This window comes from Sporosarcina sp. SAFN-010 (assembly GCF_059415065.1).
This window is the reverse complement of sequence record NZ_JBPFDS010000016.1, coordinates 32,559-56,716: the sequence shown is the minus strand read 5'-3', so window position 1 is coordinate 56,716 and position 24,158 is coordinate 32,559. Positions and strand designations below refer to the sequence as shown.

General features: G+C 42.2%; 22 protein-coding genes and 1 other annotated feature. Of the genes, 17 read left to right on the top strand and 5 right to left on the bottom strand.

Going from position 1 to position 24,158, the window contains the following annotated elements; all coding sequences use genetic code 11:
- Nucleotides 1-380: 380 nt before the first annotated feature.
- Together ACR65F_RS15540 and ACR65F_RS15535 are read left to right on the top strand one after the other, a co-directional pair.
- Nucleotides 381-539 (top strand): hypothetical protein, encoded by a 159-nt coding sequence (locus ACR65F_RS15540; protein WP_039043911.1) that lies wholly within the window; start codon nucleotides 381-383, stop codon nucleotides 537-539.
- A gap of 200 nt (nucleotides 540-739) precedes the next feature.
- Entirely contained in the window at nucleotides 740-1,087 is a 348-nt protein-coding gene (locus ACR65F_RS15535) for a hypothetical protein (protein WP_440504950.1), read from the top strand.
- Nucleotides 1,088-1,288: 201 nt separating this feature from the next.
- Here the strand turns inward: ACR65F_RS15535 and mnmM are convergent, their stop codons facing one another.
- Both mnmM and mnmL read right to left on the bottom strand, forming a co-directional pair.
- Entirely contained in the window at nucleotides 1,289-1,852 is a 564-nt protein-coding gene (mnmM, locus tag ACR65F_RS15530) for a tRNA 5-(aminomethyl)-2-thiouridylate-methyltransferase MnmM (RefSeq protein ID WP_440504949.1), read from the bottom strand.
- Nucleotides 1,853-1,869: 17 nt separating this feature from the next.
- Nucleotides 1,870-2,829: a tRNA modification radical SAM protein MnmL/YtqA gene (gene mnmL / locus ACR65F_RS15525; RefSeq protein WP_440504948.1), complete on the bottom strand. Its 960-nt coding sequence runs from the start codon at nucleotides 2,827-2,829 to the stop codon at nucleotides 1,870-1,872.
- Between the two features lie 144 nt (nucleotides 2,830-2,973).
- On the opposite strand from mnmL, the gene ACR65F_RS15520 reads away from it, so the two are divergent.
- The 4 genes from ACR65F_RS15520 (at nucleotide 2,974) to leuS (ending at nucleotide 8,355) form a co-directional block, all read left to right on the top strand.
- Nucleotides 2,974-4,158: an MDR family MFS transporter gene (locus ACR65F_RS15520; RefSeq protein ID WP_440504947.1), complete on the top strand. Its 1,185-nt coding sequence runs from the start codon at nucleotides 2,974-2,976 to the stop codon at nucleotides 4,156-4,158.
- Between the two features lie 106 nt (nucleotides 4,159-4,264).
- Nucleotides 4,265-4,951, top strand: a complete 687-nt coding sequence (locus tag ACR65F_RS15515; protein WP_440504946.1) for a CoA transferase subunit A — start codon at nucleotides 4,265-4,267, stop codon at nucleotides 4,949-4,951.
- Nucleotides 4,952-4,970: 19 nt separating this feature from the next.
- Nucleotides 4,971-5,618, top strand: coding sequence for a 3-oxoacid CoA-transferase subunit B (locus ACR65F_RS15510; protein ID WP_039043914.1), 648 nt, complete (start codon nucleotides 4,971-4,973; stop codon nucleotides 5,616-5,618).
- Between the two features lie 59 nt (nucleotides 5,619-5,677).
- Nucleotides 5,678-5,890, top strand: a binding site (T-box leader).
- 47 nt (nucleotides 5,891-5,937) lie between these two features.
- Entirely contained in the window at nucleotides 5,938-8,355 is a 2,418-nt protein-coding gene (leuS, locus tag ACR65F_RS15505; RefSeq protein ID WP_440504945.1) for a leucine--tRNA ligase, read from the top strand.
- Between the two features lie 906 nt (nucleotides 8,356-9,261).
- Here leuS and ACR65F_RS15500 read toward each other — a convergent pair.
- Nucleotides 9,262-10,536: a BaiN/RdsA family NAD(P)/FAD-dependent oxidoreductase gene (locus ACR65F_RS15500; RefSeq protein WP_039043916.1), complete on the bottom strand. Its 1,275-nt coding sequence runs from the start codon at nucleotides 10,534-10,536 to the stop codon at nucleotides 9,262-9,264.
- 195 nt (nucleotides 10,537-10,731) lie between these two features.
- On the opposite strand from ACR65F_RS15500, the gene ACR65F_RS15495 reads away from it, so the two are divergent.
- Nucleotides 10,732-12,351 (top strand): putative polysaccharide biosynthesis protein, encoded by a 1,620-nt coding sequence (locus ACR65F_RS15495; RefSeq protein ID WP_440504962.1) that lies wholly within the window; start codon nucleotides 10,732-10,734, stop codon nucleotides 12,349-12,351.
- Nucleotides 12,352-13,071 (top strand): pseudouridine synthase, encoded by a 720-nt coding sequence (locus ACR65F_RS15490; RefSeq protein ID WP_440504944.1) that lies wholly within the window; start codon nucleotides 12,352-12,354, stop codon nucleotides 13,069-13,071.
- 54 nt (nucleotides 13,072-13,125) lie between these two features.
- Here the strand turns inward: ACR65F_RS15490 and ACR65F_RS15485 are convergent, their stop codons facing one another.
- Entirely contained in the window at nucleotides 13,126-13,347 is a 222-nt protein-coding gene (locus ACR65F_RS15485; RefSeq protein ID WP_025786120.1) for a DeoR family transcriptional regulator, read from the bottom strand.
- A 351-nt stretch (nucleotides 13,348-13,698) separates the two neighbouring features.
- Between ACR65F_RS15485 and dat the strand changes: the two genes are divergently transcribed.
- From dat to ACR65F_RS15465, 4 genes are read left to right on the top strand one after another with little or no spacing between them, the layout of a single operon-like run.
- Nucleotides 13,699-14,556, top strand: coding sequence for a D-amino-acid transaminase (gene dat / locus ACR65F_RS15480; RefSeq protein ID WP_440504961.1), 858 nt, complete (start codon nucleotides 13,699-13,701; stop codon nucleotides 14,554-14,556).
- 26 nt (nucleotides 14,557-14,582) lie between these two features.
- Entirely contained in the window at nucleotides 14,583-15,587 is a 1,005-nt protein-coding gene (locus ACR65F_RS15475; RefSeq protein WP_039043920.1) for a hypothetical protein, read from the top strand.
- Between the two features lie 32 nt (nucleotides 15,588-15,619).
- Nucleotides 15,620-16,270 (top strand): tRNA (guanosine(46)-N7)-methyltransferase TrmB, encoded by a 651-nt coding sequence (gene trmB, locus ACR65F_RS15470; protein ID WP_440504943.1) that lies wholly within the window; start codon nucleotides 15,620-15,622, stop codon nucleotides 16,268-16,270.
- A gap of 23 nt (nucleotides 16,271-16,293) precedes the next feature.
- Nucleotides 16,294-17,139: a YtnP family quorum-quenching lactonase gene (locus ACR65F_RS15465; RefSeq protein WP_039043922.1), complete on the top strand. Its 846-nt coding sequence runs from the start codon at nucleotides 16,294-16,296 to the stop codon at nucleotides 17,137-17,139.
- Nucleotides 17,140-17,443: 304 nt separating this feature from the next.
- Here the strand turns inward: ACR65F_RS15465 and ACR65F_RS15460 are convergent, their stop codons facing one another.
- Nucleotides 17,444-17,758, bottom strand: coding sequence for a PepSY domain-containing protein (locus ACR65F_RS15460; protein WP_039043923.1), 315 nt, complete (start codon nucleotides 17,756-17,758; stop codon nucleotides 17,444-17,446).
- Between the two features lie 173 nt (nucleotides 17,759-17,931).
- On the opposite strand from ACR65F_RS15460, the gene ACR65F_RS15455 reads away from it, so the two are divergent.
- From ACR65F_RS15455 to ACR65F_RS15435, 5 genes are all read left to right on the top strand, one after another.
- Entirely contained in the window at nucleotides 17,932-19,005 is a 1,074-nt protein-coding gene (locus tag ACR65F_RS15455; RefSeq protein ID WP_039043924.1) for a M42 family metallopeptidase, read from the top strand.
- Nucleotides 19,006-19,167: 162 nt separating this feature from the next.
- On the top strand, nucleotides 19,168-19,686 hold the full coding sequence (locus ACR65F_RS15450) for a hypothetical protein (RefSeq protein ID WP_039043925.1): 519 nt from the start codon (nucleotides 19,168-19,170) through the stop codon (nucleotides 19,684-19,686).
- A 30-nt stretch (nucleotides 19,687-19,716) separates the two neighbouring features.
- Entirely contained in the window at nucleotides 19,717-20,535 is an 819-nt protein-coding gene (locus ACR65F_RS15445) for a DUF1444 domain-containing protein (RefSeq protein WP_039043926.1), read from the top strand.
- The gene (gene ytpR, locus ACR65F_RS15440; RefSeq protein WP_125103274.1) at nucleotides 20,532-21,137 is read left to right on the top strand and encodes a YtpR family tRNA-binding protein; all 606 of its coding nucleotides are present in this window, start codon (nucleotides 20,532-20,534) and stop codon (nucleotides 21,135-21,137) included. Before ACR65F_RS15445 ends, ytpR begins: the two co-directional genes overlap by 4 nt.
- A gap of 203 nt (nucleotides 21,138-21,340) precedes the next feature.
- The gene (locus ACR65F_RS15435) at nucleotides 21,341-24,124 is read left to right on the top strand and encodes a DNA translocase FtsK (protein ID WP_440504942.1); all 2,784 of its coding nucleotides are present in this window, start codon (nucleotides 21,341-21,343) and stop codon (nucleotides 24,122-24,124) included.
- Nucleotides 24,125-24,158 lie beyond the last annotated feature (34 nt).

The following is a 24,158-nucleotide window of genomic DNA, read 5'->3' as shown; positions in this document are numbered from 1 at the left end:
AATCATGTTATACTAAGTTGGATTTTTCCTCGTAGCAACAGCCGTCGCTGCGAGGATTGCTCGTTTTATCAACAGAAAAAAGTAACCACTCCGCTATTGCTAGGAAGCGGAGTGGTTACTTCTTGTAACACCTGATGTCTTTTACTGGCCAACCGCATTTCATGCGGATGACAGCTGTCTGAGCTAGGTGTTAGCGAATCTGGTATTTTTTGGTGTATTCTTAATTTATCATAGTTAGACTAAAAATACACATTTTGAAAAAAACCGGTAAGAATGAATATATTTATTATAAAGGTGTTTCATAATTAGGCACATTGCTTCAATATCACAATCATGCCAAATAGATTCTCTTTTAAAGATAAGAAAAGGAGGCGAATAGCATGGGGAAATATCAATTGGATTACAAAGGCATGCAAGCTGTGTCAAAGTATCATGAAAAACTCAAGCCTGCCAAATTTGATAAAAAGCAGCAACTTGAAAAAATTCGTACGGCGTATTTGGAAAAAAAGCAAAAACAAACAGATAAATCGTCTGAATGAAAAAAAGATTATATGTGAGCATGCTGTTTTCAAGTTATTTTTAACTTTGTGCATAAGTATAGTAGGGATTTTATCGGTTTGGGTATTACGAGAAATAAAAGATGAAAGTCCTGACTTATAATTAGGAGACTATTCTTTAATTAGACCTGGCGTCAGTATTATACATAATAGCCATTGTTAGAAAACAGAGGTGATCGCTTATGGGAATTATCTTGTTTGTTGTATCTTACATTTTGTTGAGTATGATTTGTTCAGCGCTATACGTTGGATTCTTACTTTTGTTGTTTAAAGTCATGAAAAAGACTTTAAATATGAATGAAGAAAAATGGACAGGACTTTTTAAATATAAAGAAGGTCAAGGGTTGCGTTTTATGATGATATTTCCTTTCCTAATTACAAGCGCTGTAATGTTTCCAGTAAGTATATATTCGTTTAACTTAATAAACTTTGAGTATACGGTTTTAGGATATTTAGCTGTCATCATATTGCCAGCGACTATTCTGACCTTTAATTTACCTAAGCTAAAAAGCATAGAAAATACCTTTTAGAAAAGTTATTAAGCAAACAGATAGATCAGCACAAATTTTGCATCGAATTGTAAAACTATTTTATTGGGAAAATTCGTTCCTCGAATGTTTATGGGGAAGATGGTATTCGATACCCGATTTGTTCTTTACAGATAAAAAATGAGATTCTTATATACGAAAAAGACCATTCATTGTTGAATGGTCTTTTTCGTATATTTTTATTTACACATTGCGGCTCGTTTTCTCAATGATTAGTAAAAACGGAGGATGATTTTGTTGGTTGACGACTTCATGCCGAACGACCTGATACCTTTTTGCATCTAGCTGTTGAACGAATCCTACCACAGCATCTCGTTCTTCAGGTCCGCCCGGATGACCATCATACACCGCGATCGTTATCATCCCCCCAGGCTTTAGCAACGTAAGTGTTTCTTTAAGCGCTTGTACAGTAGTTTCGGGATGAGTAATAACGGCGTGGTCTCTTTGGTTAGGTAAAAACCCTAAGTTGAAGACAGCAGCCGTTATTCCTTGAGGAACGTATTTATGAATAGTTGAATGACTGTCTAGGATTAATTCGGTCCGGGTGTAGAGATTGCCAAGACGTTCTTTTGTAGCCTCGAGTGCTTGTTGTTGAATATCGAATGCGTATACTTTTCCAGTTGGACCTACGGCTTGTGCTAGAAAAACCGTATCATTGCCATTACCCATTGTGGCATCGACCACAATGTCTCCTTCTGAAATCACTTCTTTCAGCAGCTCTTTGGAGTGTGGCAAAATGCGCCGCAATCGGAAGCCGCCGCCCTTCACAGGGGAGCGACCACTTTCTGATAATGCTTACCTTGCCAGCTGTTCCGACGTTCCAGTTCACGTGTGATGTCGTTCAATACATCCCATTTCGTGACACTCCACATTGGACCAATAAGTAAGTCGATCGGACCGTCACCCGTGATGCGATGAACAATCATTTCAGGTGGCAACATTTCGAGCTGATCCACTACCAAATTAACATATGTCTCTTGGTCCAGGAACTCGAGCATCCCTTTTTCATACTGCTTGACCATCGGTGTGCCTTTTAATAAATGAAGCAAGTGTATCTTAATGCCTTGTACATCCAGTTTAGCCACTTCACTCGCAGTTTCTTTCATCATATCCAAATCTTCACCAGGCAGTCCGTTAATAATGTGTGTGCATACGTTGATGTTATGGTTGCGCAACTTTTGGACGCCTTCTTTATAAAGTTCGAAGTCATGGGCACGATTGACAAGTTTTGCTGTTTTCTCATGGACCGTTTGCAATCCAAGCTCGACCCATAAATACGTACGCTCATTTAGCTCTGCCAGATATTCAACAACATCGTCAGGTAAACAATCTGGACGTGTTGCGATGGACAAAGCAACTACGCCTTCTTGTGCGAGGGCAGCTTCAAATTTCTCTTTTAACTTTTCAAGAGGTGCATGTGTATTCGTGTAGGCTTGGAAATAGGCCATATACTTACCGCTCTTCCATTTCTTATGCATACGATCACGGATTTCGGCAAATTGAACATCAATCGGATCCACGCGATCTCCTGCGAAATCACCAGATCCAGCAGCGCTGCAAAACGTGCAACCGCCGAACGCTACGGTGCCATCACGGTTCGGACAATCGAATCCTGCATCGAGTGCGACTTTAAATACTTTGAAACCGAATCGATCTTTTAGGTGACGTGACCATGTATGATAGCGTGTCCCGTCAGACGGAAACGGATAGTTGTTTTCTTCCATTGAAACCACTCCTTAAAGTGATAGTGTACCATCTTTTTACGGACAATCGTCATCTGAATAATTGAACATCATTTTTCATCTTGTCATTTAGCAAAGATAGGCATAAAATCATACTGAGCTTGTAAGATAGGAGGCGAATATTCTTTGCCTAGGAAAGTATGGCTTTTAATCATTGGGATGTTTGTAAATGTAATCGGTAACTCATTTTTGTGGCCGTTAAATACAATCTATATGCACGATTATTTAGGAAAGACTTTGTCCGTTGCGGGTTTAGTATTGATGGCGAATGCGGGAGCAGGAGTCGTTGGTAATTTACTTGGCGGTTTTTTCTTTGACAAAATTGGCGGTTATAAGTCGATCATGGCGGGGATTCTCATTTCAATTGCTGCATTAATCGGATTGGTAATTGACCATTCGTGGGGACCATATGTCGTTTTGTTAACCGTTTTAGGATTCAGTGGTGGGATTATTTTCCCGAGTTTTTATGCGATGGTCGGAACTGTGTGGCCGGAAGGCGGGAGACGGTCATTTAACTCGATTTACTTGGCGCAAAACGTCGGGGTTGCAATTGGACCTGCACTTGCTGGATTTGTCGCTTCAGTCAATATCGACTTTATCTTCACTGCAAACTTAGCTTTTTATGTACTTTTCTTCTTTATTGCGTTTTTCTTCTATAAGCAGATGAGTATAGATCCAGAAGTTCATACGTCGATTTTAAAAGAAAATACAGGTATTAAGAAAAAGGCTCCGTTCATTGCGTTATTGATTGTTATGATCGGTTATTTGCTGACATGGCTCGTGTACTCTCAGTGGGCAACCACAATTTCGACTCATGCTACATCTGTCGGGGTCACTTTGACGCAGTATAGCTTCATATGGACAATTAATGGATTGCTGATTGTAGTAGGACAACCGTTCATTAAACCAATCATCACGCGTCTCGAAAACAAAGTAAAGACGCAAATCTTGTTAGGACTCTCTATTTTGTTAGTATCGTTTTTCGTAGTCAGCTTCGCTAACACTTTTAACGTATTTATCATTGCGATGATTATTTTGACGTTTGGTGAAATGATTGCATGGCCGGCATTCCCGACGCTTGCAGATCAGCTTGCGCCGAGAGGAAAGGAAGGATTCTATCAAGGGATTGTCAATTCGGCAGCAACTGTTGGTAAAATGATTGGGCCAATTGCTGGTGGTATTCTTGCGGACTTATATGGTGTGCAAATTGCGCTTTGGATTTTGACAGGACTGATGAGTTTAGCAGTCATCCCGACACTTCTATATGACGTCCCACTGAAACGCAGTGGTTATGTACCGAAAAGCCGATGATGCTTTTCGGTTTTTCTAGTTAGTTTAATTGCAAAATACGAAATGGTCTGATTAAATAAAGAGAGAGATTCGTAGCAAAATTGTATGTGTACAGGAGGTCTGTCAGATGAAAACGATTTATAAATCGGCACAAGAAGCTGTCGAACCCATTCAAGATGGAATGACACTAATGGTTGGCGGATTCGGTCTTGTTGGGATTCCGGAGCAGCTCATTTTAGCGCTTGTTGAAAAAGGCGTCAAAGACTTAACGATTATTTCTAACAACTGCGGCATCGATGAATGGGGACTCGGTCTTCTATTAAAAGAGAAGCAGATTAAGAAAATGATTGCTTCGTATGTAGGTGAGAACAAAGAATTTGAACGCCAAGCGCTGTCTGGCGAACTAGAAGTGGAATTGACTCCTCAAGGAACACTCGCTGAAAAAATCAGAGCAGGTGGAGCAGGTATTCCCGCATTCTTCACTCCCGCTGGCGTAGGTACTGAAATTGCTGAAGGCAAAGAGATTCGGATATTTAACGGTAAAGAATACGTACTAGAAGAATCATTAACTGCGGACTTTTCACTTGTACGCGCGCTGAAAGCGGATACATTCGGGAACTTGGTTTATAACAAAACGGCGATGAACTTCAATCCAATGATGGCAGCTGCAGGGAATGTAACGATTGCGGAAGCTGAAGAGATTGTAGAGGTTGGGCAGCTTGACCCAGGGTTCATCCACACACCGAGCATTTACGTTCAAGGACTTTTGCAAGCGGAGCAGGAAAAACGTATTGAACGATTGACGACACGATAAGGGAAGGGGACGAAAGATAATGACAACAGCGAATTCCAGAGAACTAATTGCACGACGAGCAGAAAAGGAAATAGCAAATGGAGACTATGTCAATCTCGGAATCGGCATGCCGACTCTCGTTGCTAATTACATATCCCCAGACAAGACGGTCGTGTTGCAGTCGGAGAATGGGTTGCTAGGGATTGGACCATTTCCAACAGAAGACGAAGTGGATCCGGATCTTATTAATGCGGGTAAAGAGACGGTGACTGCGAGTATAGGCGCGGCTTACTTTAACAGTGCGGAATCGTTTGCGATGATTCGTGGTGGACATATCGATGTTGCCATTCTCGGTGGCATGGAAGTTTCTGAAAAAGGGGACCTTGCGAACTGGATGATCCCCGGTAAGGTGATTAAAGGGATGGGCGGGGCAATGGACCTTGTTCACGGTGCAAAGAAAATCATCGTGATTATGGACCACGTGTCTAAAAAAGGCGAGCCGAAAATAAAAAAACAGTGTGATTTGCCGTTGACCGGTAAACAAGTTGTGAATAAGATAATTACAGAGCGTGGGCTAATTGAAGTGACACCTGACGGACTGGTTTTAAAAGAGGTGTTTGAAGGCTATACTGTCCAAGAGGTCGTAGATTCCACAGGAGCGGACTTGAAGATTGATGTTAAAGCATGAGGTCTCCTCATGAAAAGCTTGTCATTACCCATTCATTCCAGTAAAATGAATTTCAATAGAGTTTGACGTTGACGGAGAGTAGTAGGCAGGAATGACCTTTTCAGAGAGCTGACGATGGCTGCGAGTCAGTAGGGTGTCCTGGTGAACTCAACTTCCTGAGTCTGCACGTGAATGATCGTGCCGTTTTTTCCGCGTTAAGGAGTCAAGTTGGGCGGTGTATACCGTCAATTTGGGTGGTACCGCGGGAACCTGTCTTCACTCTCGTCCCTTGTTTAGTGGGGACGGGAGTTTTTTTATTTTGAATAGGAGGAACTGAATTATGAGCTACAAGCATCTTCAGATCGAACAAAAATGGCGTGACTATTGGAAAGAAAACCAAACTTATAAAATGACGGATGATCCGTCAAAACCGAAATTTTACGCATTGGATATGTTCCCGTATCCGTCGGGTGCTGGACTTCACGTCGGTCACCCACTTGGTTATATTGCTACAGATATTTTGAGTCAGTTTAAGCGCAAGCAAGGTTACAATGTATTGCATCCAATGGGGTGGGATGCGTTCGGTCTTCCAGCTGAGCAATACGCACTTGATACAGGAAACGATCCTGCTGAATTCACAGCGAAAAACATTGCGACATTCAAGCGTCAAATGGATGAGCTTGGATTCTCATATGACTGGGATCGTGAAGTGAATACGACAGATCCAAAGTATTACAAGTGGACACAGTGGATCTTTATCCAACTGTATAAGCGCGGACTTGCGTATATGGACGAAGTGGCAGTGAACTGGTGTCCTGCACTTGGTACAGTACTAGCGAACGAAGAAGTTATCGATGGTAAATCAGAACGTGGCGGACATCCTGTAGAACGTCGTCCGATGCGCCAATGGGTGCTTCGTATTACGGAATATGCGGATCGCTTGCTTGAAGATTTGGATGATCTTGATTGGCCAGAAAGCTTGAAAGATATGCAGCGCAACTGGATCGGCCGTTCTGAAGGTGCACAATTGACGTTTGCTGTTGATGGTAGCGAGCAGTCATTTGATGTCTTTACAACACGTCCAGATACAATTTTCGGTGCAACATATGCCGTACTTGCACCTGAGCACAAATTGGTAGATAAAATCACGACTCCCGAGCAAAAAGACGCGGTTGCTGCGTATTTGGATAAAGTGAAGTTGAAAAGTGATCTCGAGCGCACAGATCTTGCGAAAGAGAAAACAGGTGTATTCACAGGTGCGTATGCGGTGAACCCAGCTAGTGGCGAGAAGATGCCGATCTGGATCGCAGATTATGTTCTTGTTTCTTACGGAACAGGCGCAATTATGGCGGTTCCAGCTCACGATGAGCGCGATTACGAGTTTGCGAAAGAATTCGGCTTGACGATTACAGAAGTGGTTGCTGGCGGAGATATCGAGAGTGAAGCTTATACAGGCGAAGGCACTCATGTGAACTCAGGTTTCCTAGATGGCCTAGGGAAAGATGAAGCAATTGAAAAGGCGATTGCATGGCTTGTTGAAGAAAGAAAAGGCGAGAAGAAAATCACGTATCGTTTGCGCGATTGGTTGTTCTCTCGCCAACGTTATTGGGGCGAGCCAATTCCAATTATCCACTGGGAAGATGGCACAATGACTGCTGTTGACGAGTCAGAATTGCCACTTGAACTTCCTGTAACGGGCGATATCCGACCAAGTGGAACTGGTGAATCTCCACTTGCCAATATTACGGAGTGGGTCAACGTAGTCGATCCGAAGACGGGCATGAAAGGCCGTCGCGAAACGAATACAATGCCACAATGGGCAGGCAGCTGCTGGTATTACTTGCGCTATATCGATCCGAAAAATGATGACATGCTGATTGATCCTGAATTAGCTGAACGTTGGTTGCCGGTAGATATCTATGTAGGTGGAGCAGAACACGCAGTTCTTCACTTGCTCTATGCACGTTTCTGGCACAAAGTGTTGTACGATATCGGTGTAGTTAAAACGAAAGAGCCATTCCAGAAGTTGTTCAACCAAGGAATGATTCTAGGTGAAGGTAACGTGAAAATGTCGAAATCACTAGGCAACGTTATTAATCCGGATGATATCGTTCACTCTCATGGCGCAGATACATTGCGTATTTATGAAATGTTCATGGGGCCGTTGGAAGCTTCTAAAGAATGGTCTACCAATGGATTAGATGGTTCAAGGAAGTTCCTCGATCGCATTTGGCGCTTGTTCGTCAATGAAGACGGAACTCTTGGAAGCAAAATTGGTGGAGAATCCGATGGAACACTCGACAAAGTGTACAACCAGACGGTTAAAAAGGTTACAGAAGACTTCGAGAGCATGCACAATAACACTGCAATTTCCCAGCTAATGGTATTCATCAATGAATGCTATAAAGCAGACCGCGTGCCGACTGAATATGCTAAAGGATTCGTATTGCTTATGTCACCGATTACTCCTCACTTGGCTGAAGAGCTTTGGGAGAAGTTGGGTCATGAAGGGTCGATCACTTATGTTCCTTGGCCAACATATGACGCGGAAAAGTTAGTGGATGATACAGTGGAAATCGCTGTTCAAATTAACGGTAAAGTTCGTGCGAAGTTAGAAGTCGATAAAGACATTACAAAAGAAGAGTTGGAAAAAGCAGCACTTTCCAATGAAGAAGTTCAAAAATGGATTGATGGCAAAGAGTTGAAGAAAGTCATCGCGATTCCAGGACGCTTGGTTAATATTGTAGCGGTTGGATAATAAATGTGGCACGGAAGAGGGGCTGATCTCTCTTCCGTGTTTTTTTTGTGGGGATTTTTGGGGTGAGTTTGTGGGGAATCGGAAAGATGTGGAGTGTTATCGGCATCATGGCGTGGGGAATCGGTAACATCCAAGCATGAATCGGAACTTCGGTGTAAAGAATCGGCAAGAAGGATGAATTAATCGGCAACGAGACACAATTCAAGTGCTTAAAGGGATTAATTGGTAGCGCTATGCTTGTTAAAGAAGGGTGAGTGATGTGGCGAAAGGGAATCGGAAAGATGTGGAGTGTTATCGGCATCATGGCGTGGGGAATCGGTAACATCTAATCTTGAATCGGAACTTTCGTGAGAAGAATCAGCAAGAAGGATGAATTAATCGGCATCGATATACAATTCAAAAGCATAAAGGGATAATTGGTAGCGCTTCGCTTGTTTAAAAATGGGTGCGTGATGTGGCGAATGGGAATCGGAAAGATGTGGAGTGTTATCAGCATTATGGCGTGGAGAATCGGTAACATCTAAGCATGAATCGGAACTTCGGCGTAAAGAATCGGCAAGAAGGATGGATTAATCGGCAACGAGACACAATTCAAGAGCTTGAAGGGATTAATTGGTAGCGCTTCGCTTGTTTAAAGATGGGTGGGTGATGTTGGCGAAAGGGAATCGGAAATATGTGGAGTGTTATCGGCATTATAGCGAGGAAAATCGGCACTATCCAAGGATGAATCAGCACTTTCGTTAGAAGAATCGGCAAGAAGGAGGAATTAATCGGCATCCAGACACAATTCAAGTGCTTGAAGGGATTAATTGGTAGCGCTTCGCTTGTTTAAAGAAACCGCTGTAAATGAAAAAAGGACTATCCAAAGCAGTCATGAATATGACGTTTTGGATAGTCTCTTTCTAATTAGCCGTTCACTTTTTCAGTAGCACGCAAGCTCGCATTCATGCCAGCGAGCCGTCCAGTAACAAGCGCAGAAGTGATATTATAACCACCTGTATAGCCATGTATATCAAGAATCTCACCGCAGAAATACAAGCCATCTTTTTTACGCGAAGCCATCGTTTTAGGCTCGATTTCTTTCACCGACACACCGCCGCCTGTAACAAAAGCTTTTTCAATCGGTTGTGTGCCGTTCACCTTCATCTGGAAAGTCTTCAGCAGGTTAGCGAGTTTTCGAATCTTTTCGGAAGAGAACGTATTCGCAGGTTCGTTCGCATCCATGTCGGCTTGTTCGAACAAGAACAATAACCAACGCTCAGGTGCGATTCCTTTCAATGCATTCTTCAATGCTTTTTTAGGATCTTCTTTCAACGTCGCTGTTAGCTGCTGGAAAACTTGTTCTTCATTGTCGTCAGGCAAGACATCGATTTTAATGACAACTGGCTGATCTCCGTTTTTCATACGCTCTTTCACGACGTATTGACTGCAACGTAAAATAGCTGGACCACTGAGTCCGAAATGGGTGAACAGCATGTCCATCTGATGTGTTACAAGCGTTTTGCCTTTCGCGTTCAAGACAGATACTGCTGCGTCGCGAAGCGCGAGACCCTGAAGTTCTTTTGCCACAATGAATTTTTCATTGGATAATAAGGGAACTTCAGTTGGGTATAACGTGGTCACGGTATGTCCAGCTTGTTCAGCCCATGGATAGCCGTCTCCAGTGCTGCCTGTATGAGGGACGGCCTTTCCGCCAACTGCGACGACGACGGATTTCGCAAGGATTTCTTCACCATCCAATAAACGGACTCCAAGTATTTCGTCTTCATTCATGAGCAACTTTTTCACTTTCGTTTCCGTCCTGATTTCAACGCCCAATCTTGCCATTTCGCTAAGCAACGCATTGACCACGTCTTTTGCCTTGTTGGAAACTGGGAACATGCGACCGTGATCTTCTTCTTTTAACGCCACACCAAGACCTTCGAAAAATGAAATAATGTCTTCGTTATTAAATACCGAAAACGGTCCATATAAAAATCGTCCGTTGCCGGGGATATGTTTTACAATTTCTTCAACAGTTAGACGGTTTGTTACGTTGCAACGACCGCCACCTGAAATGGCTAGCTTATTGCCAAGTTTTTTTCCTTTATCGAGCAAGAGCACGCGGTTCCCGGATTCTGCAGCAGCTATTGAAGCCATCAATCCTGAAGGACCCCCGCCAATAATAATTACGTCTACCATATAAATCACACTTTCAGTTTTTCTACAGTATACAACACTAATGGCGATAAAACATTGTGAAATATGTTCCTGCGGAGTAAACTGTAAAGTAGTTTGACTGAACTTAGAAAAAGCCTAGAGCGAATGTGACGGATTTTGAAAAGTCTGTACTTAATAGCGCTTAGGTGTAATTGAAAGATGGGAAGGAATAAATTAATGGCATCTAATCTTGTTAAAGGCACTGCGATTTTAACGATCGGCCTATTTTTATCGAAAGCACTCGGGCTGTTGTATGTAATTCCTTTTTACAGCATCGTCGGAGAGAAAAATGTGGGTCTTTATCAATACGCATATATTCCCTATAATATTGCACTCTCTATTGCAATCTCCGGTGCTCCACTTGCGGTTTCTAAATTTGTCTCCAAGTACAATGCGTTAGGGGACTACGCTACAGGTAGGAAGTTAATGAAGTCGAGTATTGGCGTTATGGCGGTGACGGGTGTTCTAGCCTTTTTAGCACTTTACTTTATGGCGGAACCGATTGCTCATATGGTCATTAAAGATGACGAGCAACAGTTCACAGTCCAAGATATTGCATCTGTCATACGTTGGGTCAGCTATGCGTTATTGGCTGTTCCGATAATGAGTGTGATTCGAGGGTTTTTACAGGGATACCAGAAGTTCGAACCAACGTCGGTCTCTCAACTGGTTGAGCAGATTGTCCGAATAGCCGTAGTCTTAATTGGGGCATATCTCGTAGTTGACGTGCTTGGTGGTTCACCTAAGACAGCTGTTAAATTTGCCGTGTTCGCTGCATTTATTGGCGCGCTCGCAAGTTTGGCTACTTTAATGCTTTACTGGAAGAAGTATAAACCCGAATTGAATGGGTTACTTCAGAATAGTCCTCCAGCTGGAGAAATTCCTGTTTCAACCATCTACAAAGAAGTCATTACGTATATTTTGCCATTTGTATTAGTAGGTGTTATCAACCCTCTGTACCAGTTTGTAGATATGATTACGTTTAATGGCACGATGTCTTCTATCGGGTTAGCTAAAGTGACGGATATGTATTTAACGATGCTCAATTTCTTGACTCACAAAATCGTTATGATTCCTGTAATGGTGGCAACTGGATTTTCCATGGCGCTGATTCCAGTGATGACGACTTATTATGCAAAGGGTGACCAAAAAGGAATAACCCGGTCGCTCGATCAAACCTATCAGATTATGTTGTTCTTAACGATTCCTATGGTAGTAGGCATTATGGCGTTATCCAGTGAAACGTATCAAATCTTATATCAACAAAACGCGATCGGGGCTGATGTGCTAAGAAGTTATGCTCCTGCAGCAATCCTATTCGGTTTGTATACAGTAACCGCTGCCATTTTGCAGGGAATCGATAAGCATAAGTGGATTGTCTTTACATCACTTCTTGGATTACTTTTCAAACTCATTTTGAATGTACCGCTTATCAAAATGTTTGAAGTGAATGGTGCCATTGCTGCAACTATTATCGGATATGCAATCGCTGTCGGTGTGAATATTTTTGTTATCAAGAAAGAATTGAATTACCAATCAAAATTGGTCGTTCGTCGTACGATCTTGATTCTGTTCTTCAATGTAATTATGCTGGCTGCTGTATTACTGACGCGATTCGGTCTATATGCAATCCATGTACCAACAGGGAAACTTCAAGCATTGCTCTACCTGATGATTTGTAGTGGAGTCGGTGTGGTCGTTTACGGATTCTTATCTTTCAGAAGTGGACTTGCACAAAAGTTACTTGGCGATCGAATTACAAGAATTACAAAGAAATTCGGCTTGGGGAGATCATGAATGAGACTCGATAAATTGCTTGGAAATAATGGATTTGGTACACGGAAAGATGTGAAACAACTTGTTCGAAAAGGGACAGTAAGTGTGAATGGGGTGACTGAGAAAGATCCTGGCGCCCATGTAGATCCTGAAAAGGATTCGGTGGATGTGTTAGGGGAACCGGTTATTCATCAGGAATTTGTCTATATCATGATGAACAAACCACCTGGAGTTATTTCTGCAACTGAGGACAAATGGGACCAAACTGTAATAGACTTACTTTCTGAGAACGAACAACGATTTGAGCCATTTCCTGTTGGGCGTCTTGATAAAGATACAGAAGGACTACTGCTCATCACAAATGATGGTAAGCTTACACACGAGCTGTTGTCACCTAAAAAGGACATTCCGAAAACGTACTATGCGAAGATTGATGGAAGAGTAACGGAAGAGGATACGCTTGCTTTTTCAAAAGGCGTCACGCTTGAAGATGGTTTCCATACGAAACCAGGAATTTTGAACATAATCCTTTCTGATTCCGTCTCCGAAATTGAACTGACGATTACGGAAGGGAAGTTTCATCAAGTAAAGCGGATGTTTGAAGCGGTCGATAAAAAAGTGGTCTATCTGAAGAGGTTGTCGATGGGAAATTTGTTGCTGGATGAGTCACTTCCGTTAGGACATTATCGTGAGCTGACACAACAAGAATTGAACGAAGTAGATCCACGAAAAAAGGGCTGAATTGCTTGAGGCAATTCAGCCCTTTTTTTGAGGCTGGGCGGCCTTAGATAAGCGTTAAGAAGGCAATTTCACTTTTCTTGCTGTCGTTGTCCATTGGCCACGAACCGGACTCGTAATGAGGTCATTATACTCCAGGACATTTAAATCCCGTTGTGCGGTACGCGCCGTGATGCTAAATTCTTGGACTACATTCTCTGTGGTGACAGTACCATTACCATAGATGTACAAATAGACATCTTTAATACGGGTCAGCATTCGGTCTGTAGCAGGATTCAACTGTGAACCACTCCTTCATCATCAATTTCCAATCGACTTGGTTTGAGACGTGGAAATGTTACGTTAGCTCTTCGAAATCGCCTTTGCCCCGCACATCCTCTCCAGCAAATTTTAGTCAGACTGTTTGTTCTGACAATATCAGTATAACGTATATTTTCGAAAAAGTAAGCTATAATCGCTTATGATTTTATCATTCCAACAGCAAGTGGAAAGTTCTTTATTTTCTTTTAAGAACGTGGGAAAATGGAGAGAACTGTTTTGACAGCAAACAAACGCTCGCCAAATTAACTGAACTCACATAGACTGTATGTAAACAGTCACAATTCAACGGGAACTGAGAGGAGCACAATGATGACAATTTACTTTAATAATGGGGTATACGCAGATAAAGAAACGATGAAGGTATCAATTGATGATCGGGGTTACTATTTCGGTGATGGTGTGTATGAAGTCGTTAAAGTATATGATGGAAAGCTTTATACCGCACAAGAACACTTTACTCGGTTTTTGCAAAGTGCAAGAAAAATCCGCCTAGACCTTCCTTATACAATTGAGGAGTTTACGGAAATTGCAAAAAAATTAGCTACTGATAATGGTATAGTAGAAGGACACGTCTATATTCAAGCGACTCGTGGTGCTGCTCCACGGATGCATAACTTCCCTGGTGAAGATGTCGAGCCCATGATTACGGCGTATGCCATTCAAAATCCACGCCCGCTTTCTAAGATGAAAGAAGGGGTTGCCGTTAAAACAACAGATGATATCCGTTGGTTACGCTGTGACATTAAGAGCTTGAATTTATTAGGAAATGTATTGGCGAAGCAAGAAGCATACGAATCTGGATGCGCAGAAGCAGTATTTGTTCGGGATGGAATCGTTACGGAAGGTTCATCTTCAAATATGTTTGGTGTGAAAGATGGGATCCTTTATACACACCCTGCAACTAATTTGATCTTAAATGGGATTACACGTAGAGTCGTGCTGAAATTGTGTGCGAAGCATAGTATCGGAGTCATGGAAGAGCCATTCACACTGGAGCAATTCAAAGAAATGGATGAACTTTTCCTAACTTCTACAACATCAGAAATCACACCGATTGTTTCCATTGACGGGAATTCTGTCGGAGATGGTGCACCAGGTAGAGTGACGGAACGATTACAGCAAGTGTTTGAGGAAACAATCCACGAACTAAAAATGGAAATTAACTGAATTAGAAAGCGCAGGTGAGTCGAAAGATGGCCCAGCTTGTCAAAATGCTCGATTACGTCTCGCGTTATGAACATGACTTGTCTCGTTATACGAACCAGTTCATCCGCTTGAAAAGATCTCAATGGGAACGGATGAAACGGCAATGGGACAACGGAGTCGATTTAGCCAGTTGGCAAATTGCTGCGGGTGAGGAAACGTTAGAAAAGAAAGTAGAGAAGGACATTGGTTCTCAAGAGGAAGTGGGGAAAAAACGTTTTGCCTCTTTATCTCGCTTCCTTCCTTTTCGAAAAGAAGAGCAAATGGAAACTATTGGCGCAGAACCTTCAATAGAAGAGGGTGAGTTACAGTTCACTCCAAATATTATCCAAGACCCACGATCGCTCCAACAGTTACGCAAGTTGTATATCGATCAGCTTTTTCACTTTCAGTTAAAATGGGCGAGTTCCACGCTGACAGAACGATCTCGAATAGACGGAAAATTCATGAGGGACAAGCTGCTTCATGATTTTTTAGAGAGTTTGCCAGATAGCTATTTGCTTTTCTATTATCCTGTTTTGAAAGTGAAAAAAGCACCTGTCGAATTGGAAGTTGTCCTCATGACACCCGTTGAATGTATTTGTATGACAATTCTACAAGCAGAGGAAGGTTCCGTATTAGTAGGAAGTGGAGAAAGATTTTGGACCAAAAAGCTGGGTGAAAAAGAATCCAAATTACTGAATCCAACAATTGGCTTAAATCGGATGGGGAAAATTGTGTCCAGTCTGTTTACGTCTGCTGAAGTGGACTTTCCAATTCGTAAGATCTTACTTTCCAGAGAGAGCTACATTGACTTTCCAGGAGTTGCACATGACATACAAATCATTGATCGAAGAGATTACCCTAAATGGTTAGAAAAAGAGAAGAAGTCTAGTATTCCAATGAAATCTAAGCAGTTTAAGGCTGCGCAAGTACTACTAGACCTTTGTCAAACTACTGCAGCGAGTCGATTGTTTGAAGCAGAAGACGAACAATTAGAAACCGAACAGGAATAAATAAGAATAATTCAGAAGAGAGTTGTTGAACAATGAGATTACGTCATAAACCTTGGGCGAAAGATTATTTAGATGAGCATGCGGGAATTGTCATAAAAGAACCAGAAACGAAAAGTGGGAAATGGTCCACAATATTCGGAAATGACAACCCGGTCCATATAGAAGTAGGTACTGGGAAAGGTCAGTTTGTTGTTGGCATGGCACTTGCAAATCCCGACATTAACTACATCGGAATCGAGCATTTTGATAGTATCATCGTATCTGCAGTTGAAAAAGTGGTCGATTCAGGAATCCCTGCAAATTTACGTTTACTTCGCGCAAATGGTAAAGAGCTTACCGATATTTTTGAAAAGGGAGAAGTTGCACGTGTTTATTTGAATTTCTCGGATCCTTGGCCGAAATCGAGACATGCTAAGCGTCGTTTAACTCATGGTGAGTTTTTAAGTTTGTATCAATCAGTAATGCCGAAAGATGGAGAAATCCATTTCAAAACCGATAACCGTGGATTATTCGAGTACTCTCTCGTCGCGATGTCTGAATACGGAATGCGTTTGTTGGATGTATCACTGGACTTGCATGCGCAAATGCCTGAAGATAACGTCATGACAGAGTATGAAGAGAAGTTTTCAGCTAAAGGACAACCAATCTATCGTCTAGAAGCAAGGTTCATGAGCAAAGCATAATTCATACAAAAGGGGATGTTTGAATGGATACATACAAATTTCACGATATGAAACTTACTTGGCTGGACGGCGGTGTCAACTATCTAGATGGGGGAACGATGTTTGGCGTTGTACCGAAAGCAATGTGGGCTAAAAAGTATGCACCTGATGAGAACAACTTGATTGAATTGCGAACTGATCCAATCTTACTTCAATTTAATGGGAAGAATATGCTAATAGATTCTGGCATTGGCAAAGGGAAGTTGGATGAAAAGAAAAAACGTAACTTGGGAATCCGTGCGGAAACGCGAGTTGCAGAGAGTCTTTCAGAGCTCAACTTAACTGTTGAAGACGTCGACATGGTGCTCATGACGCATTTGCATAACGATCATGCGGCTGGCTTAACAGAATGGCAAGGAGACAAACTTGTTTCTGTTTTTCCAAATGCTGAAATTTATGTTTCTCAGATTGAATGGGATGAAATGCGTAACCCAAACATCCGCTCAAGAAATACTTATTTCAAAGAAAACTGGGAGCCAATCCAAGACCAGGTGAAGCCTTTCGAGAAAGAGTTTTCTCCTATGCAAGGTGTTACAATGGTTCACACGGGCGGTCACAGTGATGGTCATAGCATTATTCGTCTCGAGCAAAACGGAGAGACGATGATCCACATGGCTGACATCATGCCTACACATGCACACAGCAACCCGCTATGGGTACTAGCGTTTGATGACTACCCAATGGACTCCATCTTTGCTAAAGAAAAGCTCATGAAAGAAGCTCGCCAAGAAGGCCATCGTTTCTTCTTCTACCACGACGCCGTTTACCGAATCGTTCGTTTCGACGAGACTGGTAAAAAAATCGTTGAGTCACTCGAGAGAACTCGTTGATAGACGGTTGAATGGACGTAACAGATGCAGGATTCGGTGAAAGAGCATTGACATGGATATAAATCATGCTTCGCTGATTGTAGTGAAAGGCGGCGACTAAGCGAAGATCGAAGACCCCGCAAGGAAGCGAAACGTCTGAGGAGGCTGAAATCAAGCCCCTCGGAAAGCGTCCGCCTTTAACGAAATTCAACACTGTTTACGCTCTAATTTATTTTAAGCAGATTTAAAGGGACTGACCCAAGTAGTCATTTTACATGACCTCGTGGGACAGTCCCTTTTTCATTGTTGGATAGGACTTTAGTGATTAATTTTTAACAAGCTCGACAACAGTACCTGTTTTAGCGTCTGCTGCGAATTCATATTGTTCCAACACACCATCTTTAATGCGAGAAACGCCACCTCTGTAGACGTTCATGGAAATCACGTTATTTGTAAACGGTTCAGTTTTCATCACAATCCATGAACCGTCAATCGGACCTTCTTTTTTAAATGCATCTTTTACAGTCTTTAATACTTGCTCAGCTGGAACAGCAGAGTTTGCACGATCTACGGCTTCTTTGACGACCAATCCTGCAGCTGCACCGGTAAGAACTCCGGCAGCAAATTCTTTTAACTTCATATGGACAGCACTCCTTAGTAGTCGTTTTAATAAGTGTATCATACCACTTTCAATTTGAATAAGCGAGACTACTCACTCTATTCTTTCGAGTATCGAATTAGACAATTGGTAATTTCGACTGAATTGTTCTACAATACGTAGTGTACATAATTTAAAGTGGAGGTAATCCTTTTATGAATAACGAAACTCTTGCAATGTTTAAAACGCTTACAGAATTACCAGGTGCACCCGGAAATGAGCATGCCGTACGAAAATATTTACGGGGCGAACTTGAAAAATATTCGGATGAAATGATTCAAGACAACTTGGGAGGCATCTTTGGTGTTCGTAAAGGACCTGAGAATAGCCCTAAAATAATGGTAGCTGGACATATGGATGAAGTCGGGTTCATGATTTCAGGAATTACGGAAAATGGAATGCTCCGTTTCCAAACATTAGGTGGCTGGTGGAACCAAGTCATGCTTGCACAACGTGTGGAAATTATTACGGATAAAGGTGTAATTCCAGGCGTTATCGGATCCATACCTCCACATCTTTTGACAGACGAACAACGCGCTAAGCCTATGGACGTGAAAAACATGCTGATTGACATCGGTGCTGATGATTTGGAAGATGCTAAGCGCATCGGAATTCGGCCCGGTCAACAGGCTTTGCCGGTTTGCCCATTCACTCCGATGGCAAACGAAAAAAAGATTATGGCAAAAGCATGGGATAACCGATATGGTTGCGGTCTTGCACTAGAGTTGCTGAAGGAAGTAAAAGACGTAGACCTTCCAAACCAGCTTTTCTCTGGAGCGACTGTAATGGAAGAGGTCGGACTACGTGGTGCTCAAACTGCTGCAAATATGATCAACCCTGATTTGTTCTTCGGACTTGACGCTAGTCCTGCAAATGATATGTCCGGCAGCAAGACCGAGTTCGGTCAGCTAGGTAAAGGAACACTACTGCGTATTTTGGATAGAACGATGATTACTCACCGTGGGCTTCGTGAATTCATCCTCGATACGGCGGAAACCAATAACATTCCTTACCAGTATTTCGTCTCCCAAGGTGGAACGGATGCAGGTAAAGTCCATATATCAAACGATGGTGTACCAAGTGCTATAATCGGTATCTGTTCCCGTTACATTCACACATCCTCATCAATCATTCATACGGATGATTATGCGGCTGCGAAAGAACTTCTTGTGAAATTAGTGACAACATGTGACAAAACAACTCTTGAAACAATTAAGCAAAACGTTTAAGTTCCAATTGAGATGCAACGATATAAAAGCAGTCGGTAACAGAGATTAATCTGTAACCGACTGTTTTTTAATGTGTATTCTAGTGACTTGCGGTTCTGATGGTTGCGCGGATAAGTACTGACAGCTAAACTAAACATACTGTACTGAAACGGAGGCGAAGACGTGATCAGGAAATACACCTACTTCTTAACAGCGGCACTATTAGTGCTTGTCCTATCAGGATGTGGTCGATCTGTTGAAGAAAGAACAGATGAAGCAATGCAATCAGCACGTGATGCATTTGAGTTGAACCGTAAACAACCTACAGAAGCTATTGATGGAGTAGAATTCTATATGCCGGTTGGCTGGACAGCGGATGTGATGAAAGCAGAGCGCTCAATGGTGATTTCAAAAGGTAGTCAAACCTATACAGCGCAGTATGATCCGAATGCTAAGCAAGACTCACATGCGTATTATGAGTTGTTAATGGCGGATAAGAGTAAAGAATTCATCCAGCAACAAACCTTTTCGGATGCAGGGGTATTTGGATTTGCGGCAATTAGCGCTCATGGAGATTCTTCGGTTGAAGTTGTGACGGGATCTGGTCCCGTTCAAGTGACTGCCATTGTGCAAAAAGAAGATCTTGTTGCAGCAATCAAGCGTATGATGGAAATCGCTCGATCTGTACAAATAGATTCGTAAAACAGTAACATTTTAGGAGAGGTGAAAACATTGAAATCAGAACAACTAGTGGAAGAACTGAAAAAACGCCTTTCTTCCCAAAACTTTGAATGGAAGTTTGATAAAAAAGCGGATCGAGTACGTCTCGATCATAAAGGGCTTCATAGGGGGATGGACATTTCCCTGCCTGAAATACTTGCAAAATATGAACTAAAATCAGACGCAGCGATTGAAGAAGTCGTCTACACCATTCAAGAAACATTTAATGCAATGGAGGCTGAACAGCAACAAGGATTCAATGAAAATGCCATCATTCTTCCTGTGATCCGTTCTACTTCGTTCCCGAAAGAATCTAAAGCGGGTAGCCCATTCCTTGTGAAACCTCATACGGCAGAAACAGCGATCTACTATGCTTTGGACCAAGGGAAAACTTATCGCTTGATTGACGAAAGTATGCTGTCGTCACTTGGCAAGACAGAGAAAGAAATTACTGAAGCTGCATTATTTAATGCCCGAAAACTGCCGACAGGTGTTAAAGTAGATGAAGTAGCGGGCAATAAATATTATTTCCTCAACATAAATGATGGATATGATGCAAGCCGTATTTTAAATGCTGCATTTTTAAAGGACATGGCTTCCCGCATTGACGGTCATATGACGGTCTCTGTGCCCCACCAAGATGTATTGATCATTGGAGATATCCAAAATGATACAGGATATGATGTACTTGCTCAAATGACTATGCACTTCTTCACTGTAGGGACAGTACCGATTACGTCTTTGTCGTTCCTATATAACGATGGGGAGCTGGAACCTATTTTCATCATGGCTAAAAATCGTGTCGCAGAAAAAGGAGAGAAAAAGAAATGAACGTCTTTATTAACAAACATGGTGTCGGTGACGTGTTGATGGTACAACTGACAACTGAGCGTCCTGAGCAAACAGAAATTGAATCAAAAGGTGATATTACACTTATTAAATCCTCACAAGACGGCAATCCGGTAGCATTCAACGTTTTTCACGCAACTCAATACGTTGGAGAGCATGCGGATGGTTCTATAGAATTGACACCTGAACTCGTAGCGAAAATTCAAGAAGCACTTGAAAAGAACAGTGTCTCACTTGAGCTAAATGTAGATTTTAGTCCGAAATTCGTTGTAGGGCACGTTGTTTCAAAAGAGAAGCACCCAAATGCGGACAAGCTCAATATTTGTACGGTGAACGTTGGAGATGAAACGTTACAAATCGTCTGTGGAGCACCGAATGTTGAAAGTGACCAAAAAGTAGTCGTTGCAAAAGTAGGAGCTGTGATGCCATCTGGCATGATCATTCGCGACGCAGAACTACGTGGAGTTCCATCTTCAGGAATGATTTGTTCTGCAAAAGAATTAGCGTTACCCGATGCACCAGCTGAAAAAGGTATCCTTGTATTAGCAGCAGATGCAGAAGTTGGAAGTGCGTTTACAAACTGAAAATAGTATTATTAACAGAGAAGCTAGTTGAGTTCTCTGTTTTTTTTGATGAAAAATTCATCAGCCTGTGTGTTGTTTTTATCAAAAAAAGATAGTTGAAGTGACCTATGATACCGTTTTGTTTCCCACATAGCACACGACTATTTGATTTTATCCTTGTTTTTCTGTTAAAATAGGTTGATTGAAATGAAAAGAGTGATAGAGTGAGTTGGATTAAAAAAACTATGGGTCGCATGTTCGGCTCGCAATCTGATGAGACAATTGAAGACTTGAACACAGAATCACCTGAGCTAGAACAACCGCAAGAACCAAACCCGCCGCAGCGGCCGGCATTTAGATTTCCTATGATTACTGATGCTGAAATTTATGGATGGGATGAAGATCCCGATGAACCTGTACAAATAAAGCAACAAGTAGCACCTTTAGTAGAAAAAGATGCCCCATCTGAATCGATACCGTTATACAAGAATAACAGATGGCCTGCAGAACCACCTATAGGAGAAATCCATAGAGCAGGTAATAGAACGAAATATAAAGAACTTACAGAAAAAAATAGAACCGTAAAACCTGAATTGGAAAAAACAGTTAAACGTAAAACGGAAATTGTGAAACAACGCACTAACAAACCGTTTACACCAACGGAAGTGCCTTCACCTGTATATGGATTTTCACAACAAAAACGAACCAGTGTGAAAATTGAACATGAGATCACATCTAATAATGGGAATGAACCAATTACTAGAGTGGAACGACCGTCGAATCTCTTCTTGCCGAAAGAAGTGTTGCCTTCTGGCAGAAAAATTGGGGCACCATCTATTGGGGCTCTGAAAACGAACCAGTACACTGAGTCCGAAAATGAAGTTGACGAAGTAATAGATATACCACATGAACCATCTTTGCCAGAATCAGTAAAATCGGGTCGGGAGTTTGTTACGGCGGAAGAAATCATTCCGTTGACTTCGTCTACAGATCAGACAGACTCTGAATCGTATTCTGCTGAGAAACTAGAAGTAGAAACAGTACAAGAGAGTGTACAGATTGCAGTTTTAGAACCTGAACTTGAAGAGGTTAGTCAAGAGAGTTCAGTGCAGGAAGATCCAGTAGATGAAGCACCTGAAGAACTGTACGTAGAAGAGAATATTGAAGAGTTTACTGAGCCAGTAAGTGATGTTTTTGAAGAACTATACGTAGAACAGACGGAAGAAGGGGACGACAGTGTTCCATTTGTTGAGGAATCCACTACTACCCCTGAACTAGATAGAAGCAAAAATGAAAAAATTGTTCCTTTTAATGTCGTCATGTTGAAAACTGATAAAGAGAAGCAGCAGTTACGTTCTCTTGCTGTTTCCAATGCTCCGACAATCAAAGAACCTGCACCATTGCCTGTGAACAACGAGCAACTGTCTGCTGTTAACGAGGAGATTCAACCAGCAAAGCCGGAATCTCAGAATCAGCCTGGAATGAGGCAGAACAGTCAGCATGTTGAAGAGGTTCAACCAGCACCACTTACGAGTATAGCAACGTTATCAGAGGGATCAGAGGATGAGCAGGAAGTGCTTCCTCATTATGTTTTCCCTTCAATTGAAGATTTACTACCAGCTGAAGCGCAGCAAGAAGATACCGAATGGCTAACTTCACAATCTGAGAAACTAGTCGAAGCACTTTCTCATTTTTCTGTGGAAGCAGACATATTAGAAGCGGTTCAAGGCCCTACAGTTACGCGATTTGAGTTGACAGTCGGATTTGGAACTAAAGTTAGCAAAGTCCGTAATTTAACAGATGATCTGAAATTAGCTCTAGCGGCAGAAGATATCCGTATTCAGGCTCCAATCCCTGGTACAAGCTCGATCGGGATTGAAATACCGAATCGGACAACACGTCCTGTCCGAATTTCAGAAGTCATTGATACTGATAAGTTCACGAGTTCTGATTCACCACTCGAAGCGGTACTTGGATTGAGTTTAACAGGTGAACCGGTAACAATCGACTTGCGTAAAATGCCACATGGAATGATTGCAGGTGCAACGGGTTCAGGGAAATCGGTCTGCATTAACTCGATTCTCGTGAGTCTTTTGTACAAAGCTTCGCCAACAGAGCTAAAAATGATGTTGATTGACCCTAAAATGGTGGAATTAGCGCCATTCAATGGAATTCCACATCTTATTAGCCCTGTCATCACTGATGTCAAGGCTGCGACAGCCGCTTTAAAATGGGCAGTCGACGAGATGGAGCGACGCTATGAGCTATTTGCGCATGCAGGTGCCCGGAATATTGAACGATATAACCAAATGGCAGAAGCGAATCGCCAATTTGCACAAAAAATGCCGTATTTACTAATTGTCATCGATGAGCTCGCGGATCTGATGATGGTTGCGCCGAATGATGTCGAAGTATCGATCAGTCGAATTGCTCAAAAAGCAAGAGCATGTGGTATTCACTTGATTATTGCAACGCAGCGCCCATCCGTCGATGTTATTACTGGCATCATCAAGGCTAATATACCAACGCGCATTGCATTTGCTGTGTCTTCTCAGATCGATTCTCGAACGATTATCGATGGTGCTGGAGCAGAGCGACTTCTCGGTAGGGGAGATATGCTGTATATCGGAAATGGACAATCTTCACCTATCCGCTTGCAGGGCACATTTGTAACGGATGATGAAATTGAAGACATAATTGAACACGTTAAAAGTGAAGCCTCGCCAGAATACTTATTCGGTCAGGAAGATTTACTCGCTGCTGTTGTTGAAGAAGAGGAATCAGATCCGTTGTTCACACAAGCCTGTGCATTCATCATTGAACAGGGGAGTGCATCGACATCACTTATGCAGCGCCATTTTAGTATTGGATACAATCGAGCTGCGAAAATTATGGATCGCATGGAAGCGCATGGCTTCATATCAGAACAACGGGGAAGTCGTTCGCGGGATGTCTATTTAACAGAAGCAGACTTGGAGTCATTTCTGAATCCTGATCATGAAGCATAAGATTAAGAATATGAACTTACATTACGAATTATCA